Annotated in this window: 3 protein-coding genes; all 3 read left to right on the forward strand. The window is 69.8% G+C overall.

Features of this window, described 5'->3' with window-relative positions:
* The first annotated feature begins 5 nt into the window (after window positions 1-5).
* The 3 genes from DQP57_RS14425 to DQP57_RS14435 are packed head-to-tail and all read left to right on the forward strand — an operon-like array spanning window position 6 to window position 18,185.
* Entirely contained in the window at window positions 6-236 is a 231-nt protein-coding gene (locus DQP57_RS14425) for an MbtH family protein (protein ID WP_003877688.1), read from the forward strand.
* A gap of 43 nt (window positions 237-279) precedes the next feature.
* A complete protein-coding gene (locus tag DQP57_RS14430) occupies window positions 280-10,539 on the forward strand; it encodes a non-ribosomal peptide synthetase (RefSeq protein WP_112633591.1) in 10,260 nt (3,419 codons plus the stop codon).
* Window positions 10,536-18,185: a non-ribosomal peptide synthetase gene (locus tag DQP57_RS14435; RefSeq protein WP_112633592.1), complete on the forward strand. Its 7,650-nt coding sequence runs from the start codon at window positions 10,536-10,538 to the stop codon at window positions 18,183-18,185. Before DQP57_RS14430 ends, DQP57_RS14435 begins: the two co-directional genes overlap by 4 nt.
* The last annotated feature ends 93 nt before the right edge of the window (window positions 18,186-18,278 follow it).

Raw genomic sequence — 18,278 nt, forward strand, 5'->3', positions numbered from 1 at the left:
GAATTGTGAGCATCAATCCATTCGACGACGACAACGGCAGCTTTTTCGTCTTGGTGAACGACGAGGAGCAACACAGCTTGTGGCCGGCCTTCGCCGATGTTCCAGCTGGCTGGCGAGTGGTCCACGGGGAAGCCGACCGAGCTGCGTGTTTGGAGTACATCGAGCAGCATTGGCCTGATATTCGGCCGAAGAGCCTGCGCGACAAGCTCGCAACGGGCCGGGGTTTTGACCAGTAAGCAGTCGGGGTATGGGGCGGGTGGCGGAGACTTGGGGGAGTCGATGGAGCGGGAAGATCGTGCACTTCCGCTAACGCGCGGTCAGCTTGACATCTGGCTGTCCCAAGAAGCCGGATTCGCCGGCACGCAGTGGCAGCTCGGTCTCCTGGTCAAGATCGACGGCGTCGTGCACCACGATGCCCTCGAAAAGTCAATCACCCAAGCGGTCGCCGAGGCCGAGCCCGGCCGGGTCTCCTTCTTCGAGGTCGACGGCCAGGTGGTGCAGAAACCGGTCGACTACCCGCACGTGGAGCTGACGCTCGACGACCTGAGGGGAGCGCCCGACCCGGTACAGGAAGCCCGCGAAAAGGCTTCCTCGATCCAGCGCACGCCAATGGCGCTGAACGGTCAGCTGTTCAAATTCGTGCTCTTTCAAACAGGGCACGAGGAATTCTATTTGTTTGGTTGCTGCCACCACATAGCCATCGACGGTCTGGGCATGGCCCTCGTGTGCCGCCGGGTGGCAACCATTTATTCGGCAATGGTGGCCGGGAAGCCAATCCCCGACGCCTACTTCGGGTCGGTCCAAGACCTGGTCGACCTCGAGTCGGGCTACGAAGCCTCCGACGACTACGCCGAAGACAAGGCCTACTGGAGCGAGCACCTGCCGCCGGAGAGCGGGCCCGTCGACCGGCTGCCCACCGCCGCGGGGGAGCAAGACCACTACTCGCCGTCGGCGTCGGTGCAGCTGGCCCCCGCGGTCGCCAACCGGATCAAAGAGTTGTCGAAGAAGCTGGCCATCCGCCGGTTTTCGGTGACCACCGCCGCCTGCGCCCTGCTGGTACGTGGGTGGTCCGGCAGCGGTTCGGAGGTGGCGCTCGACTTTCCGGTCAGCCGGCGGGTGCGTCCCGAATCGAAGACGCTGCCCGCGATGCTCGCCGGCGTGGTGCCGCTGGTCCTGACGACCGAGCCGCAGTCGAGCGTCGCCGACTTCTGCAAGCACGTCGACAAGCGGATCCGCGAGCTCCTGCAGCATCAGCGCTTCCCCGTCCACACCCTGGAGGGCGACGGGCTGCGGCAAGCGCCGAACCGGGTTGGCATCAACTTCATCCCGTCCCGGCTGACGCTGGACCTCGCCGGTTCCCCGGCGACCGCGTCGTACACCAACCACGGCCCGGTCGGGCACTTCGGGCTCTTCTTCCTCGGCGCCGGCGACCAGTTGTTCCTCAGCACCGCCGGCCCGGGCCAGCCGTTCGCGAGCTTCGGCGTCGCCGACCTGGCGGGCCGGCTGCAGCAGATCCTCGAGGAGATGACCGCCGACCCGGACCGGCCACTGTCGTCGATCGATCTGCTGACCCCCGACGAGCCCGCCCTCATCGACCAGTGGAGTAACCGGCCGGCGCTGCACGAGCCCGTGCCCGATCCCATTTCGATTCCCCAGGCTTTCGCCGAGCACGTGCAGAACGCGCCCGACGCGGTGGCGGTGACCTTCGGTGACCGCGCCCTGACCTTCGCGGAACTCGACGAGGCCTCGACCCGGTTGGGCCATCTGCTCGCCGGTCATGGCATCGGACCGGGGGACTGCGTGGCGGTGATGTTCCCCCGCTGCGCCGACGCCATCGTCTCGATGCTGGGGGTGCTCAAGACCGGGGCGGCGTACGTGCCGATCGACCCGGCGCACGCGTCGTCCCGGATGGATTTCGTGCTCGCCGACGCGGGACCCCGCGCGGTGATCACCACGGCGGACCTGCGCTCGCGGCTCGACGACCACGACGTCCTCGTCGTCGACGTGCACGACCCGGCCGTCGACAGCCAGCCCACCACCGCGCTGCCGCTGCCGGCGCCGGAGAACACCGCGTACATCATCTACACGTCGGGAACCACCGGGACCCCCAAAGGCGTTGCGATTCCTCATCTCAACGTCACGTGGCTGATCGAGTCGCTCGACGCCGGCCTGCCCAAGGGCAACGTGTGGACCCAATGCCACTCGGCGGCCTTCGACTTCTCGGTGTGGGAGATCTTCGGCGCGCTGCTGCGTGGCAGGCGGCTGCTGATCGTGCCCGAATCGGTGGCGTCCTCCCCGCAGGATCTGCACGCGCTGCTGGTCGCGGAGAAGGTCAGCGTGCTGACCCAGACCCCGTCGGCCGTGGCGATGCTGCCGGCCGACGACCTGGAGTCCACGGCGTTGGTGGTGGCCGGCGAGGCCTGCCCGACCGACGTGGTCGATCGGTGGGCGGCGCCCGGCCGGGTGATGCTCGATGCCTATGGCCCGACCGAGACCACGGTGTGCGCGTCGATCAGCACGCCGCTGACGCCCGGCTCCCTGGTGGTGCCGATCGGTTCCCCGATCGCCGGCGCGGCGATGTTCGTGCTCGACAAATGGCTGCAGCCGGTGCCCGCCGGCGTGGTCGGCGAACTGTACCTGGCCGGTCGCGGCGTCGGACACGGCTATGTGCGCCGGGCCGGGCTCACCGCATCGCGGTTCGTAGCCAATCCCTTTGGCGGCCCGGGCGCGCGGATGTACCGCACCGGCGACCTGGTGTGCTGGGGCCCGGATGGGCAGCTACAGTACCTCGGCCGCGCCGACGAGCAGGTCAAGATCCGCGGCTACCGCATCGAACTCGGTGAGATCCAGGCCGTGCTGGCCGGCCTCGACGGCGTGGACCAGGCCGCGGTGATCGCCCGCGAGGACCGCCCCGGCGACAAGCGGCTGGTCGGTTACATCACCGGCACCGCCGACCCGGCGTCGCTGCGCGCCCAGCTGGCCGACAAGCTGCCGCCCTACATGGTCCCGACCGCCATCATGGTGCTGGACACACTGCCGCTGACCGGCAACGGCAAGCTCGACAAGCGCGCCCTGCCCTCGCCCGAGTACGCCGCGAGCGAGTATCGAGCCCCGGCCGACGCCATCGAGGAGATCCTGGCCGACATCTACGCCCAGGTGCTGGGCGTGGAACGCGTCGGCGTCGACGACTCCTTCTTCGACCTCGGCGGGGACAGCATCCTGTCGATGCAGGTGGTGTCGCGGGCCCGCGCGGCCGGCGTGATCTGCCGACCGCGCGACATCTTCGTGGAGCAGACGGTGGCCCGCCTGGCGCGGGTGTCCGAGGTCGCCGGCGACGGCGAGCTCGGCGCGGCCGACGAGGGGATCGGGCCGGTGGTGGCCACCCCGATCATGCGCTGGCTGCAGACCATCGACGGGCCGATCGACGAGTTCAACCAGACCATGGTGCTGGCGGCTCCGGCGGGCGTGACCGAAGACGACGTGACGGCGGTGCTGCAGGCGCTGCTGGACCGCCACCCCATGTTGCGGCTGCGGGTGCAGGACGACGGCGCCGGCGGCTGGTCCCTCGAGGCGCCCGAGGCGGGTTCGGTACAGGCTCGCGACTGCCTGCGTGCGGTCGACGCGCTGTCCGACGCGGCGCTGATCGAGGCCCGCGGCCGGCTGAACGTCGCCGACGGCGCGCTGATGAGCGCGGTATGGGCAAGCGGCACAAGCCAATTGGCGTTGGTCATCCACCACCTTGCCGTCGACGGCGTGTCGTGGCGGACCCTGATCGAAGACCTCAACATCGCGTGGGCCCAGCATCACAACGGCCAACCGGTGGAACTGCCGGTGCTCGGAACGTCGTTTGCCCGTTGGTCTTCGCTGCTGGCCGACTACGCGCAGAGCCCGGCGGTGGCCGGGCAGGCCGACGCGTGGCGGCAGGTGGCCGCCACGCCGGCGGCATTGCCGGCCGTGCAGCCCGGCGACACCTACGCGACGGCCGGGCAGTTGACGGCGTCGCTGGACGCCGACACCACCCGGCTGCTGTTGGGCGAGGTGCCCGCGGCGTTCCACGCTGGGGTGCAAGACATTCTGTTGATCGCCTTCGCGCTCGCGTTCACCGAATTCCTGGGTGAGGCCGCGCCGATCGGTATCGACATCGAAGGACACGGACGCCATGAAGAGGTGGCGTCGCGCGTGGACCTGTCCCGCACGGTGGGCTGGTTCACCACCAAATACCCTGCGGCCCTACAGATCAACGGCACGCTGAGCTGGTCGCAGGTGGCCGCCGGTGCGGCCGCGCTGGGTGCGGTGATCAAGGACGCCAAGGAGCAACTGCGCGCCCTGCCCGATGGCCTGACCTACGGACTGCTGCGCTACCTGAACGACGACGTCGACCTGCAGGGCGCAGACCCGGTGATCGGGTTCAACTACCTGGGCCGCTTGGCCGCGGGGGCCGACCTTTCCGAGGACCTGTGGCGCGTCAGCGAGGACAGCCTGTCGTCGGCGGCCGTGGCCACCGCGGTGGCAATGCCGTTGGCGCACACCGTAGAACTCAACGCCGGCACCATGGACACCGAGGCCGGCCCGCACCTGCACGCCAACTGGCGGTGGGCGCCGTCGGCGCTGACCGACGAGCAGGTGAACCGGTTGAGCCAGTTGTGGTTCGACGCGCTGACCGGCATCTGCGAGCACGTGCGCAATGGTGGTGGCGGGTTGACCCCGTCCGACATCGCCCCCGCCCGCCTGGACCAGCAGCAGATCGACGAGCTCTGCCGTCAGCACCAGATCGCCGACGTGCTGCCGCTCAGCCCCGTTCAGCAGGGGTTGCTCTTCCACACCAGCTTCGCGCAGGAACTGGAGGACCTCTACGCGGTGCAGCTCGGCATCACCGTGAGCGGTTCCCTTGACGCGCAACGACTTCGGGAGGCGGTGCAGACCGTCGTCAACCGCCACCCCAACCTGGCGGCCCGCTTCATCGACGAATTCGGTGAGCCGGTGCAGATCATCCCGGCCAAGCCGGTGATGGCATGGAACTACGTCGAGCTGGACGGCGGAGGCTCGGCCCCGCGGGACGAACAGGTCGAGGCGCTGGCCGCCGCCGAACGCACCGCCGTCTGCGACCTGACCGGCGAATCGCCGTTCCGGGCGGCGTTGATCCGCATCGCACCCGACCGGCACCGGTTCGTGCTGACCATCCACCACATCGTCATCGACGGCTGGTCACTGCCGGTCCTGATGCGCGAAGTGTTCGCGGGCTACTACGGCGAGCGGCTGCCCGCGCCGCCGTCGTACCGCAGCTACCTGATGTGGCTGGCCGCCCAGGATCGTCCCGGCGCCCAAGCGGCCTGGGGCGAGGCGCTCGCCGGATTCGAAGCGCCCACGCTGGTGGCGCCGCCCGGCAAGATCGGCCGGCGCGCCGTTGCCACTTATACGATTTCGGCGGACACCACCCGCGCGCTGACCGAACTGGCCCGCTCCAGCCGCACCACCGTCAGCACCGTGCTGCAGGGCGCCTGGGCGCAACTGTTGACCTGGCTGACCGGCCAGCACGACGTGGCCTTCGGCACCGCGGTCTCGGGCCGGCCCACCGAGCTGGCCGGCGCGGACGCCATGGTCGGCCTGTTGATCAACACCGTGCCGGTGCGGGCCAACATCGCCGCCGCGACCACCGTCGCCGATCTGCTGGAGCAGCTGCAGCGCGTCCACGCCGAGACTCTCGAGCATGAACACTTGGCGCTCAACGAGATTCACCGCGTCACCGGGCACGACCAACTGTTCGACACGCTGTTCCTCTACGAGAACTACCCGATCGATGCCGGGGCGCTGCTGGGTGTCAACGAGCTGGCCGTCACCGAGTTCAGCAGCCGCGAGTTCAACCACTACCCGCTATCGGTGGTGGCCACCCCGGGCCACGAGCTGAGCCTGCGCGTCGAATACGACACCGAGGTGTTCGATGCGTCCGGCGTCGAGACGCTGATCGAACGGTTACGTCAGGTGATGGCCTCGATGGCCGCCGATCCCGCGCAACGCCTGTCGTCGATCGACCTGCTCGACGCCGCCGAGCACGAGCGGCTCGACGCCTGGGGCAACCGGGCGATGCTGGCGCAGCGCCGGCGCGCACAGGCGTCCATTCCGGCGTTGTTCGCCGCGCAGGTGGCCCGCGCCGCCGACGCCGTGGCGATCACCTGCGGCGAGCGGTCGTTCACCTACCGCGAGGTCGAAGAGTCGGCAAACCGGTTGGCGCACTTGCTTTCCGAGCGTGGCGCGGGGCCGGGTGAGCGGGTTGCGGTGGTGATCCCGCGGTCGGCCGAAGCGGTGATGGCGATCTTCGCGGTGCTCAAGACGGGTGCGGCGTATGTGCCGATCGACCCGAGCGTGCCGGCGGCGCGGTTGGAGTTCGTGCTCGGTGATGCCGCGCCGGTCGCGGCGGTGACCACCGCCGAGGTGCGGCCACAACTGGACGGCTTCGACGGGGTGATCGTCGACATCGACGACCCCGCCGTGCGCACCCAGCCCAGCACCGAGCTGCCGGTGCCGGCCCCGGAGAATATCGCCTACATCATCTACACCTCGGGAACCACCGGAACCCCCAAGGGCGTGGCGATTCCACACCACAACGTGACGTTGTTGCTTGAGACACTGGATGCTCAGCTCGGGTTGGGCCAGGTGTGGACGCAGTGTCATTCGCTGGCGTTTGACTTCTCGGTGTGGGAGGTCTTTGGGTCGTTGCTGTATGGCGGGCGTTTGGTGATCGTGCCGGATGCGGTGGTGCGCTCGGCCGAAGATTTGCATGCGTTGTTGGTGCGTGAGCAGGTCAGTGTGTTGAGCCAGACCCCGTCGGCGTTTTATGCGTTGCAGAGTGCTGATGCGTTGGCGCCGGAGTTGGGTGAGCAGTTGAAGTTGCAGACGGTGGTCTTCGGTGGTGAGGCGCTGGAGCCGCATCGGTTGTCGACATGGCTGCATCGCCATCCGGGTCTGCCGCGGATGATCAATATGTATGGCATCACCGAGACCACGGTGCACGCGTCGTTTCGGGAGATCGTCGACGGGGATGTCGACAGCAACGTCAGCCCCATCGGGGTGCCGCTGGCCAACCTCGCCTTCTTCGTGCTCGACGGCTGGTTGCGGCAGGTTCCCGTGGGCGTGGTCGGTGAGCTCTACGTCGCCGGCGGCGGCTTGGCCACCGGCTATGTCGGCCGCCCGGGCCTGTCTGCCACGCGGTTCGTGGCGTGTCCGTATGGGGCGCCCGGCGGGCGGATGTATCGCACGGGTGACTTGGTGCGCTGGGGTGCCGACGGGCAGCTGGTGTACATGGGCCGAGCCGACGAGCAGGTCAAGATCCGCGGCTACCGCATCGAACTCGGCGAAATCCAGGCCGCCCTCGCCTCGCTGTCCGGGGTCGAGCACGCGGCGGTGATCGCCCGTGAGGACCGCCCCGGCGACAAGCGGCTGGTGGGCTACGTGACCGGGACGGCCGACCCGGCCGAGGTTCGCGCCCAGCTCGGCGAGCGGTTGCCGAGCTACATGGTGCCCTCGGCCGTGGTGGTGCTCGAGGCGCTGCCGCTGACGGTCAACGGCAAGCTGGACACCCGCGCGCTGCCGGCGCCGGAGTATCAGGACGCCGACCGCTACCGCGCGCCGGTGAGCGCCATCGAGGAGATCCTGGCCGGCATCTACGCCCAGGTGCTGGGTGTGGAACGCGTCGGCGTCGACGACTCCTTCTTCGACCTCGGCGGCGACAGCATCCTGTCGATGCAGGTGGTGGCCCGCGCCCGCGCGGCCGGGGTGGTGTGCCGCCCGCGCGACGTCTTCGTCGAGCAGACGGTCGCCAAGCTGGCGCGCGTCGCCACGGTGGCCAGCGGCGACGACGACGTGATCGACGAGGGGCTCGGGCCGGTGGTGGCCACCCCGATCATGCGGTGGCTGCAGGCCATGGACGGCCCCGTCGAGCAGTTCAACCAGACCATGGTGCTCGCGGCGCCCGCGGAGGTCACCGCCGACGACGTGCCGGTGGTGGTGCAGGCGCTGCTCGATCGGCACGCGATGCTGCGGCTGCGCGTCGAGGACGACGGCGTCGGCGGCTGGTCGCTCGAGGTGCCCGAGGCGGGTTCGATCCAGGCCGGCGACTGCGTCGAGTCGGTGGACGTGCTCTCCGAAGCGGTGCTGGTCGACGCCCGGACGCGGCTGAATCTGGCCGACGGCGTGCTGCTGCGTGCCGTATGGGCAAGTGCGACAAACCAATTGGCGTTGATCATCCACCACCTGGCCGTGGACGGCGTGTCCTGGCGGACCCTGATCGAGGACCTCAACATCGCCTGGGCGCAGCACCACAGCGGGCAGCCGGTGGCGCTGCCGGTGGGCGGCACCTCGTTCGCACGGTGGTCGTCACTGCTGGATGACTACGCGCGGCGCCCCGAGGTGGTCGAACGGCTGGAGGAGTGGCGGCAGGTGGCCGCCGTCCCGGCGGTGTTGCCGCAGGCCCAGCCCGAGGACACCTACGTGACGGCCGGGCAGTTCTCGGCGTCGCTGGACGTCGAGACGACGCGGCTGCTGCTGGGCGAGGTGCCCGCGGCGTTCCACGCGGGCGTGCAAGACATTCTGTTGATCGCGTTCGGTCTGGCCTGGACCCAGTTCGTGGGCACAGGCGCGCCGATCGCCATCGACGTGGAAGGCCACGGACGCAACGAGGAGCTGGGCCCGCAGGTGGACCTGTCCCGCACCGTCGGCTGGTTCACCGCGAAGTACCCGGTGTCGTTGCGGGTCGGGGGACTGTCCTGGGGCCAGGTGGTCGGCGGCGACGCGGCGCTGGGCGGGCTGGTCAAGGACGCCAAGGAACAACTGCGCGCCCTGCCGGACGGCTTGACCTACGGACTGCTGCGCTACCTGAATCCCGAAGCGGGACTGGATGATCCGGATCCGGTCATCGGGTTCAACTACCTGGGTCGGCTCGGCGGCGGGGCCGCCGAACTGTCCGCCGATCTGTGGCAGCTGGACCCGGACAGCTTCGCGCTGGCCGGCGCGGCGGGCGCGGTCGCGCTGCCGTTGCCGCACACGGTGGAGCTCAACGCCGGCACCATGGACACCGCGGACGGCCCGCACCTACAGGCCAACTGGACGTGGGCCCTCTCGGCGCTGGACGAGAAGCAGATCAGCCGGCTCAGCGAGCTGTGGTTCGACGCCCTCGCCGGCATCTGCGCGCACGTGCGCAACGGTGGCGGCGGGCTGACCCCGTCCGACATCGCGCCCGCCCGGCTGAGCCAGCGCGACCTCGACGAACTGCAGCAGCGGTACCGGATCGCCGACGTGTTGCCACTGACACCGCTGCAGCAGGGGCTGCTGTTCCACACCGGCACCGCCCAGGGCGGCGAAGAATCCGAAGACCTCTACGCGGTGCAGCTCGACATCTCGGTCGCCGGCGCCATCGACCCGGAACGGCTACGCCAGGCGGTGCACACCGTCATCACCCGCCATCCCAACGTGGTGGCCAGCTTCTCGGAGGACTTCGGGGAGCCGGTGCAGGTCCTCTCGGCCGACCCGGAGCTGGCCTGGCAATACGTCGAGCTGGACGCCGGCGGCGACATCGACGAGCAGGTGGAGCGGTTGTCCACGGCCGAACGCGTCGCCGTCTGCGACCTGGCCGGGCAGCCGCCGTTCCGGGGCGCCCTGATCCGCACCGCGGAGAACACCTACCGATTCGTGCTCACCAACCACCACATCGTGCTCGACGGCTGGTCGAAGCCGCTCCTGCTGCAAGAGATCTTTGCCAGCTATTTCGGCGTGCGGCTACCGGCGCCGGTGCCGTATCGCAGCTTCATCACCTGGCTGTCGGAGCAGGATCGGGCCGCCGCACAGGCGGCGTGGCGCGAGGTGCTCGAGGGTTTCGAGACCCCGACGCTGGTCGGGCCGTCGGGCCGCACGGGGCTCGGACCGCGCGGCGTCGCCGAGTTCGGAGTGTCCGCGGAGACCAGTCGACTGCTGGGCGAATTGGCCCGCTCGTGCCGTACGACGGTCAGCACGGTGCTGCAGGCGGCGTGGGCGCAGCTGCTGATGTGGCTCACGGGACAGCACGATGTGGTGTTCGGCACAGCGGTTTCGGGCCGTCGGCCGGAATTGGCCGGCTCCGACGCGATGGTGGGCCTTTTGATCAACACCGTGCCGGTGCGGGCCACCATCGGCGCCGACACCACCATCGCCGACCTACTTGACCAGCTACAACGCGCCTACACCAACACCTTGGACCACCAGCATTTAGCACTGAATGAAATCCATCGTGTAACGGGACACGACCAAATTTTCGACACAATGTTCGTGTATGAGAACTATCCCATCGATACTGCCGCGCTATCGGCCGTGGACGAGTTAACTATTAGTGGATTCACGAATCGGGAATACAACCACTACCCGCTTTCGGTGCAAGCCGTGCCAGGCCACGAAATAGGTCTTCGCGTCGAGTTCGATACAGACGTGTTTGGCGAGGCGAGGATCGAAAAGCTTGTTGAGCGATTTCGGCGGGTGCTGGAAGCCATGACCGTGGACTTGGAGGAGCAGTCATGACCGTCGGTGCGGGACGGCGATTGTTGTCGATCGATCTGCTGGATGGCGGAGAGCACGACCGACTCGATGAGTGGGGTAACCGCGCGGTCTTGACGAAGCCGGTCAAATCTCCGGCGTCGATTCCCGAGGTGTTCGCGACCCAGGTGGCGCGCGACCCCCAGGCCGTGGCGCTGACCTTCGGTGAGCGCTCGTTGACCTACCGCGAGCTCGATGAGGCCGCGAACCGGCTGGCGCACCTGCTGGCCGAGCAGGGCGCGCGCCCGGGTGAGTGCGTCGCGCTGCTGTTCTCCCGTTCCGCCGAAGCGATCATCTCCATTCTCGCGGTGCTCAAGACCGGGGCCGCCTACCTGCCGATCGACCCGGCGTTGCCGTCGGCGCGCATGGAGTTCATGCTCGGCGACGCCACGCCGATCGCGGTGGTGACGACGGCCAGCGTGCGCAGCCGGCTGGACGGGTTCGACCTGCCCGTCGTCGACGTCGACGAAGCCGCGGCCGACGACCAGCCCAGCAGCGAGCTGCCGGGCCCGGCGCCCGACGACATCGCGTACATGATCTACACCTCGGGCACGACGGGAACCCCCAAGGGCGTCGCCGTCACGCACCGCAACGTGACCGAGTTCCTGCGGACGCTGCACGCCGACCTGCCGACCGGACCAGGGAAGGTCTGGTCGCAGTGGCACTCGCTCGTCTTCGACGTCTCCGTCTGGGAGATCTGGGGTGCGCTGCTGCACGGCGGACGCCTGGTGGTGGTGCCCGAGTCGGTCGCCGGCTCGCCCGATGAGCTGCACGCGCTGCTCGTCGCCGAGAAGGTCAACGTCCTGAGCCAGACGCCGTCGGCGGTGGGCATGCTCTCGCCGGAGGGCCTGGAGTCGACGGCGCTGGTGGTGGCCGGTGAGGCCTGCCCGGCCGAGGTGGTCGACCGCTGGGCGCCGGGACGCGTCATGATCAACGCCTACGGCCCGACCGAGGCCACCGTGTACGCCGCGATGAGCACGCCGCTCGCGGGCGACTCCGGGGCACCGCCGATCGGCTCCCCGGTTCCCGGGGCGGCGCTGTTCGTGCTGGACAAGTGGCTGCGGCCCGCGCCGGAAGGCGTGGTCGGTGAGTTGTACGTGGCCGGGCGCGGCGTCGCCACCGGCTATGCCCGCCGGTCCGGATTGACGGCCTCGCGCTTCGTCGCCTGCCCCTTCGGCGGGCCGGGCTCGCGCATGTACCGCACCGGTGACCTGGTCCGCTGGGGCGCCGACGGCCAGCTGCAGTACCTGGGCCGCGCCGACGAGCAGGTCAAGATCCGCGGCTACCGCATCGAACTCGGCGAAATCCAGTCGGCCCTGGCCGCGCTGGACGGCGTCGAGCAGGCGGCGGTGATCGCCCGCGAGGACCGCCCCGGCGACAAGCGCCTGGTCGGCTACATCACTGGGACCGCCGACCCGACCGAGCTGCGCACCCAGCTGGGCCAGCGGCTGCCGGCCTACATGGTGCCGGCCGCGGTCGTCGTGCTGGAAAGCCTGCCCCTGACGGTCAACGGCAAGCTGGACAAGCGCGCCCTGCCCGCCCCCGAGTACCACAAGCGCGGCGGCCAGTACCGCGCCCCGAGCAACCACACCGAGGAGATCCTGGCCGGCATCTATGCCCAGGTGCTGGGTGTGGAGCGGGTCGGCGTGGACGACTCCTTCTTCGACCTCGGCGGGGACAGCATCCTGTCGATGCAGGTGGTGGCCCGGGCCCGGGCGGCCGGCGTGATGTGCCGCCCGCGCGACGTGTTCGTCGAGCAGACCGTCGCCCGGCTGGCCCGCGTGGCCACCGACGGCGCCGACGAGGACGACGTGGTCGACGAGGGGATCGGGCCGGTGCTGGCCACCCCGATCATGCACTGGCTGCAAACCGTCGAAGGTCCGATCGACGACTTCAACCAGACCATGGTGCTGGCCGCGCCCGCGGGCGTCACCTCCGACGACGTCGTCGTCGTGCTGCAGGCCCTGCTGGACCGGCACCCGATGCTGCGGCTGCGCGTCGAGGACGACGGCGAGGGCGGCTGGTCGCTGCAGGCGCCCGAACCGGGCACCGTGCAGGCCGCCGACTGCCTGCAGTCGGTCGACGAACTGTCCGACGCCACCCTGGTGGCGGCCCGGTCCCGGCTGAACCCGGGCGCGGGAATCATGGTGAGCGCCGTCTGGGCAAGCAAGACAAGCCAGTTGGCGCTGATCATCCACCACGTGGCCGTCGACGGCGTGTCGTGGCGGACGCTGATCGAGGACCTGAACATCGCCTGGGCGCAGCACCACAGCGGCCAGCCGGTGGCGCTGCCCGCCGGCGGGACCTCGTTCGCCCGCTGGTCCTCGCTGCTCGCCGAGCACGCACTCAGCCCCGAGGTCGTCGCGCAGGCCGACGTCTGGCGCGAGGTCGTCGCCACCCCGGCCGTGCTGCCGGCGGTGCGCCCCGAGGAGGACACCTACCAGACGGCCGAGCAGCTGTCGGTGTCGCTGGACGTCGAAACGACCCGCCTGCTGCTGGGTGAGGTGCCCGCGGCGTTCCACGCCGGGGTGCAGGACATCCTGTTGATCGCGTTCGGGATGGCCTGGACGCAGTTCCTCGGCGACAGCACGCCGATCGGCATCGACGTCGAGGGCCACGGCCGGCAGGAAGAGCTGGGCCCGCGCGTCGACCTGTCGCGCACCGTGGGCTGGTTCACCACCAAGTACCCGGTGTCGCTGACGGTCGACGGCCTGGACTGGGCGAAGGTGGTGGCCGGCGACGACGCGCTGGGCGCGGCGGTCAAGGCCACCAAGGAGCAGCTGCGCGCCCTGCCCGACGGGCTGACCTACGGCCTGCTGCGCTACCTGAACCCCGACATCGACCTGGGCGGATCCGACCCGGTGATCGGGTTCAACTACCTGGGACGGCTGGGCGCGGCCGCCGACCTGCCCGGCGAGTTGTGGCGGCTCAGCCCCGACAGCCTGTCGCTGAGCGGCGCCGCCGCGGCCGTCGCGATGCCGCTGATGCACACCGTCGACCTCAACGCCGGCACCATGGACACCGAGGAAGGCCCGCACCTGCACGCCAACTGGACGTGGGCGGCCTCGGCGATGGACCGCGAGCAGATCAGCCGGCTCAGCCAGCTGTGGTTCGAGGCCCTGACCGGCATCTGCGCCCACGTGCAGGGCGGTGGCGGCGGGTTGACCCCGTCCGACATCGCGCCCGCGCGGCTGAACCAGCGCCAGATCGACGAGCTGAGCAAGCAGCACCAGGTCGCCGACATCCTGCCGCTGACCCCGCTGCAGCAGGGGCTGCTGTTCCACGCCAGCTTCGCGCAGGACCCCGGTGATGACGTCTACGCGGTGCAGCTCGGCATCACCGTGACCGGCGAGCTGGACTCGCACCGCCTGCACGACGCCGTGCACACCGTGGTCAACCGCCACCCCAACCTGGCGGCCCGGTTCTGCCCGCAGTTCGGCGAGCCCGTCCAGGTCATCCCGGCCGACCCGGTCATGGCGTGGCGGTACATCCAGCTGGGCGCCGAGGACCTGGACCCCGAGCAACGGGTCGACGAGCTGTGCGCCGCCGAACGCGCCGCGGTGAGCGATCTGGCCAACCGGCCGGCGTTCCGCGCCGCGCTGATCCGGACCGCGGACAACAGGTACCGGTTCGTGCTGACCAACCACCACATCGTGATGGACGGCTGGTCGCTGCCCATCCTGCTCCGCGAGATCCTCGCCAGCTACTACGGCGACCAGCTGCCCGCGCCGGCGACCTACCGCAGCTACCTGACCTGGCTGGCCAGCCAGGACCGTGCCGCCGCGCAGGCGGCGTGGCGCCAGGTGCTCGACGGGTTCGACACCCCCACCCTGGTGGGACCGGCCGGCCGGATGCGGCTCGGCCGGCGGGCCGTGGAGTCCTACCGGCTGTCCGCGGAGACCACGCGCGCCCTGGGCGAGCTGGCCCGCACCTGCCACACCACCGTCAACACCGTGCTGCAGGCCGCGTGGGCACAGTTGCTGATGCGGCTGACCGGCCAGCATGACGTCGCGTTCGGCACCGCGGTGTCGGGCCGGCCGGCCGACCTGGTCGGCGCCGAGTCCATGGTGGGCCTGCTGATCAACACCGTTCCGGTCCGGGCCAGCATCACCTCGGAGACCACCGTCGCCGACGTGCTGGACCAGCTGCAGCAGCACCACAACGACACCCTCGAACACGAGCACCTGGCGCTGAGCGACATCCACCACGTCACCGGCCACGACGCGCTGTTCGACACCTTGTTCTTGTACGAGAACTACCCGATCGACACCAGCGTGCCGTTGGGCTTCCACGAGTTGGCCATCACCGATGTCACCAACCGCGAGTACAACCACTACCCGCTGTCGGTGATGGCGCTGCCGGGCCGGGAACTGGGCCTGCGCGTCGAATTCGACACCGACGTGTTCGACGCCGCCGGCATCGAAAAGCTGACCGAGAGGTTCCAGCGGGTGCTGTCGGAGATGACGGCCGACCCGACCCGACGGCTCATGTCGCTGGACGTCGTCGACGAGCACGAGCACGCCTGGCTCGACGAGCGCGGCAACCGCGCGGTGTTGAGCCAGCCGGCGACCGCGAAGTCGATCCCGGCGATGTTCGCCGCCCAGGTGGCCAGCGCCCCGGACGCGCCGGCGCTGACCTTCGATGGCAGCACGATGACGTACCGGGAGCTCGACGAGGCCGCCAACCGGATGGCGCACCTGCTGACCGAAGAGGGCGCCGGCCCGGGCGAGCGGGTCGCGCTGCTGTTCTCGCGATCCGCCGACGCGATCGTCGCCATCCTCGCGGTGCTGAAGACCGGGGCGGCCTACCTGCCGATCGACCCGGCGCTGCCGGCCGCCCGGATCGAATTCCTGCTCACCGACGCCGAGCCGGTCGCCGTGGTGACCACCGCGGCTCTGCGGGAGCGGGTGGCGGGCTGCGGCCCGACGGTGATCGACGTCGACGACCCGGCGCTGGCCACCCAGCCCGCGACGGCGCTGCCGATACCGGCGTCGGACAACATCGCCTACGTCATCTACACGTCCGGAACCACCGGCGTCCCGAAGGGTGTGGCAGTCACGCACGCCAACGTCGCCCAGCTGGTCGAGACGCTGCACGCCGACCTCCCGGAGGGCGGGGTGTGGGCGCAGTGGCACTCACTGGTGTTCGACGTCTCGGTGCACGAGATCTGGGGCGCGCTGCTGCACGGCGGACGCCTGGTCGTGGTGCCCGAGTCGGTCGCGGCCGCGCCCGACGAGCTGCACGCGCTGCTGGTCTCCGAACAGGTCACCGTGCTGAGCCAGACCCCGTCGGCGGTGGGCATGCTCTCGCCGGAGGGCCTGGAGTCGACGGCGCTGGTGGTGGCCGGTGAGGCCTGCCCGGTCGAGGTCGTCGACCGGTGGGCGCCGGGACGCGTGATGATTAACGCCTACGGCCCGACCGAGGCCACGGTCTACGCGGCCATGAGCGCGCCGCTGAAGAGCGGAACCGGATCGGCACCCATCGGTTCGCCCGTGCCCCGCGCCGCGCTGTTCGTGCTGGACCGGTGGCTGCGCCCCGCGCCCGAGGGCGTCGTCGGCGAGCTGTACATCGCCGGTCATGGTGTGGCGACCGGGTATTCGCGCCGGCCCGGCCTTACGGCGGGACGCTTCGTCGCCTGCCCGTTCGGCGGTCCGGGTTCGCGGATGTACCGCACCGGCGACCTGGTCCGGTGGGGCCGCGACGGTCAGCTCGAGTACCTGGGCCGCGCCGACGAGCAGGTCAAGCTGCGCGGCTACCGCATCGAGCTCGGTGAGGTCCAGGCGGCTCTGGCCGCGCTGGACGGCGTCGAGCAGGCCGCGGTGATCGCCCGCGAGGACCGCCCCGGCGACAAGCGCCTGGTCGGCTACATCACCGGAACCGCCGACCCGGTCGGCATCCGCATCCAGCTGGCCGACCGGCTGCCGGCGTACATGGTGCCGGCCGCGGTGGTGGTGCTGGACGCGCTGCCATTGACGGTCAACGGCAAGCTGGACCGGCGCGCTCTGCCCGCACCGGAGTACCAGAAGCGCGGCGGCGAGTACGTCGCGCCGTCCGACCCCACCGAAGAGATCGTCGCCGACATCTTCGCCCGCGTCCTCGGGATGGAACGGGTGTCGGTCGAGGACTCCTTCTTCGAGCTGGGCGGGGACTCGCTGTCCGCGATGCGGGTGATCGCCGAGATCAACACCGCCGTCGATGGCGCGCTGTCGGTGCGCACCCTGTTCGACTCGCAGTCGGTCCGCAGCCTGAGCCAGCGGATCACCAGCGGGGCCGACACCGAGGGCGCCGCCGGACCCGGCTTTGCCGCGGTGCACGGCGCCGACGCGAAGGAGGTCCACGCCCGCGACCTCACCCTCGACAAGTTCATCGACGCGACGACGTTGTCGACCGCGCCGACGCTGCCCGGCCCGAGCGCCGAGGTCCGGACGGTCCTGCTGACCGGGGCGACCGGTTTCCTGGGTCGCTACCTGGTGCTGGAATGGCTCGAGCAGCTGGAAGTCGTGGGCGGCAAGCTGATCTGCCTGGTGCGGGCCAAGTCCGACGAGGACGCGTGGCTGCGGTTGGAGAAGACCTTCAACAGCGGAGACCCGGAATTGCTGCAGCACTTCCAGGAATTGGCCGAAGAGCACCTCGAGGTCGTCGCCGGCGACAAGGGCCAGGCCAACCTGGGCCTGGACGAACAGACCTGGCAGCGGCTGGCCGACACCGTCGACCTGATCGTCGACTCCGCGGCCGTGGTCAACGGCGTCCTGCCCTACAACGAACTGTTCACCCCCAACGTCGGGGGCACGGCCGAGCTGATCCGGTTGGCGCTCACCACGAAGAAGAAGCCGTACGCGTACGTGTCGACTTCAGACGTGGGCCGCCAGATCGACCCGGCGGCGTTCACCGAGGATGCCGACATCCGGGTCATCAGCGCCACCCGCGTCATCGACGGCGGCTACGCCAACGGGTACGGCAACAGCAAGTGGGCGGGCGAGGTCCTGCTGCGCGAGGCCCACGACCTGTGCGGCCTGCCGGTCTCGGTGTTCCGCTCCGACATGATCCTGGCCGACACCAGCTACGCCGGTCAGCTCAACGTCGCGGACATCTTCACCCGGATGATCCTGAGCGTCGTGGCCACCGGCACCGCGCCCAAGTCGTTCTATCAGCTCGATGCCGACGGCAACCGGCAGAGCGCGCACTTCGACGGCCTGCCCGTCGAGTTCGTCGCCGAGGCGATCGCCAAACTGGGCGCCCAGGTGATGGACGGGTTCGAGACGTACCACGTGATGAACCCGCACGACGACGGCATCGGCCTCGACGAGTACGTCGACTGGCTGATCGAAGCGGGCTACCCCATCGAACGCGTCAACGACTTCGGCGAGTGGCTGCAGCGCTTCGAGACCGGCCTGCGCGGCCTGCCGGAACGGCAGCGGCAGAACTCGGTGCTGCAGATGCTGATGTTGCTGCTGCGCGACCCGAAGAACCTGCAGCCCGCCGAGCCGGCCCGGGGCGCCTTCGCGTCGACGGACCGCTTCCGGGCCGCCGTGCAAGAAGCGAAGGTCGGTTCCGACAACGACATCCCGCATGTCAGCGCGCCGGTGATCGTCAAGTACGTCACCGACCTGCAACTGCTCGGTTTGCTGTAATCCCTTCGGGGAGCTCGAAAGCGGCGTGGTCCACCGGGGCCACGCCGCTTTTGTGTGATGCGCAATTCGTTGTGATGGTCGGGCACAGGCGGC

Origin of the sequence: Mycobacterium colombiense (assembly GCF_003284935.1) — a bacterium.
Classification (GTDB): Bacteria; Actinomycetota; Actinomycetes; order Mycobacteriales; family Mycobacteriaceae; genus Mycobacterium; species Mycobacterium arosiense_A.